2 protein-coding genes are annotated in these 1928 nt (G+C 26.0%); both read right to left on the bottom strand.

Going from position 1 to position 1928, the window contains the following annotated elements; all coding sequences use genetic code 11:
- Positions 1–194: 194 nt before the first annotated feature.
- The gene (locus BUA77_RS13150; protein ID WP_072891040.1) at positions 195–851 is read right to left on the bottom strand and encodes a sugar transferase; all 657 of its coding nucleotides are present in this window, start codon (positions 849–851) and stop codon (positions 195–197) included.
- Positions 852–1183: 332 nt separating this feature from the next.
- Positions 1184–1813 carry a hypothetical protein gene (locus BUA77_RS13145; protein ID WP_072891038.1) on the bottom strand — a complete coding sequence of 210 codons (630 nt, stop codon included), beginning with the start codon at positions 1811–1813 and terminating at the stop codon, positions 1184–1186.
- Positions 1814–1928: the final 115 nt, after the last annotated feature.

Here is a 1928-nt window from a genome sequence, read left to right as displayed (position 1 = left end):
TTTGAATATTACTGTTAATAACTCTTTCTATTTAGTAATTTCAACTCAATTTTTCTGTGGATAACCTTTCACTCTATTTTGCAACTACCTATATAAATTTAATAAATAATTATATTGTCTAAGTCATTATATTTTTTAACACAAGCTATATATACTATAATCTGTAGTTTATAATATTTTGTTTGTTATAATATTTACGCTGCATTTTTATCACCAAGTAAACATGGCACAGTCATTAATATAAGCTTTATATCAACAAATAAATTTCTTTCTCCTATATACTTTAAATCTAGCTCGACCCATTCATCAAAATCTATATTATTTCTTCCACATACTTGCCAATAGCAAGTAATACCAGGCTTTACAGAAAGTCTTTGCATTTGATATTCATTGTACTGTTCAACTTCTCTTGGTATTGGTGGTCTTGGTCCAACTAGACTCATATCTCCTTTTAAAACATTAAAAAGTTGTGGAAGTTCATCTATACTTGTCTTTCTTATAAACTTTCCCACTTTTGTAATTCTAGGATCATCTTTTATTTTAAATACTGGACCATTCATTTCATTTTTATGTTTTAGTTTTTCAAGAAGTTCCTCTGCATTATGTACCATAGATCTAAACTTGTACATATTAAAGGTTTTAGGATATTTCCCATTTCTTTTTTGAGTAAAAAAAATAGGCCCTTTAGGATCTTCTATTTTTATAGCCATGGCTGTTACTATAAACACAGGTGATAAAATTATAATTCCTAGTAAAGATCCTATAATGTCAATAATTCTTTTCAATGTAAGATAAATAAATGAATCATTTACTTTTATTTTCTCTATTTCTAATAATTTTACATTTTCCATCCTATTCCCCCCTTTAAAAAACAATCGATTACATTTCTAGTTATTTTATGAATAATTTCACTATTTTTCTATATATTATAAAATTTAGATTAAACATCCATATATTATTGTAATATGACATATTTTTAAAATCAATGACTCAAGACCCACTTTCGTTCGTCATTTAGTCCTAATTTTCGCAAATTCTTAAGTCCGAAGTATTAGTTAAATATTTTGTTGATTTTAATTTTACTTTTCAATTAACCCAATGTCGTTTAATGTTATTTTTTAAATAAAAAAGTATCATGTCATTTATATAACCAAAATAACATGATACTTTTTTACTATTAATTTTATTTTATTTTTGAAAAATAATATGATCTTTTAGAGGATTTTTCATTTTCATAATAATTCTTTATTAAATCTACTGCTTCTGTTGAATAACCACTTTCAGTAAGTTCTTTAGCCATTGAAGATAGAGTGCTATCTACTTTACTGTCACATTCCTTTTCAAGTCCTTTTGCCTTATTATAATATTTTAGTCCTATTCTAAGCTTTGACATTGTAGTTCTATCTTTTTCAGGAAGGGCATAATATTCCTTTTTAGCTTGGGCTATCATCCCATTTATCTTTCCATTGTACTCACCTTGAAGTAAATAGAATTTTGATTTGTATTTATTTATTATTTCTTTTTTTGATATTTTCTTTGTAGTATTTTCCTTTTTATCTTTATCCTTTACTATTTCTTGTTTTTCTATATTTTTATCACTTAAATCTATGCTTTCATCCGCTTTTATTATTTCTTCTATTTTTTTATTAAGCTCTTCTTTTGTTTTTATAGGTTCATCCTTTAAGTTATTATCCACCTTAACTGTAATCTTTTTTTTAGGCTTTACTACCTTTTCTTTATAAAAGAAGGTACAGGCAGACATGCTTATTCCAAGTATTATAATAATTAAAAAACTTAAAAGTTTTTTCATCATAAATTGTTACCTCTTTTCTTAAAAAATTCGCTTCATGCTATCGCATGGCTCATGTCGCCAACGAGTCCTAACGGACTCCGTTGCTCAAAATAGTTGATATTGTAGTACTTTTAGT

This window comes from Tepidibacter formicigenes DSM 15518, from assembly GCF_900142235.1.
In the GTDB taxonomy this organism is placed as follows: Bacteria; Bacillota; Clostridia; order Peptostreptococcales; family Peptostreptococcaceae; genus Tepidibacter; species Tepidibacter formicigenes.
The sequence above is the reverse complement of the archived record's forward strand: the minus strand, read 5'-3'. Positions and strand labels throughout refer to the sequence as shown.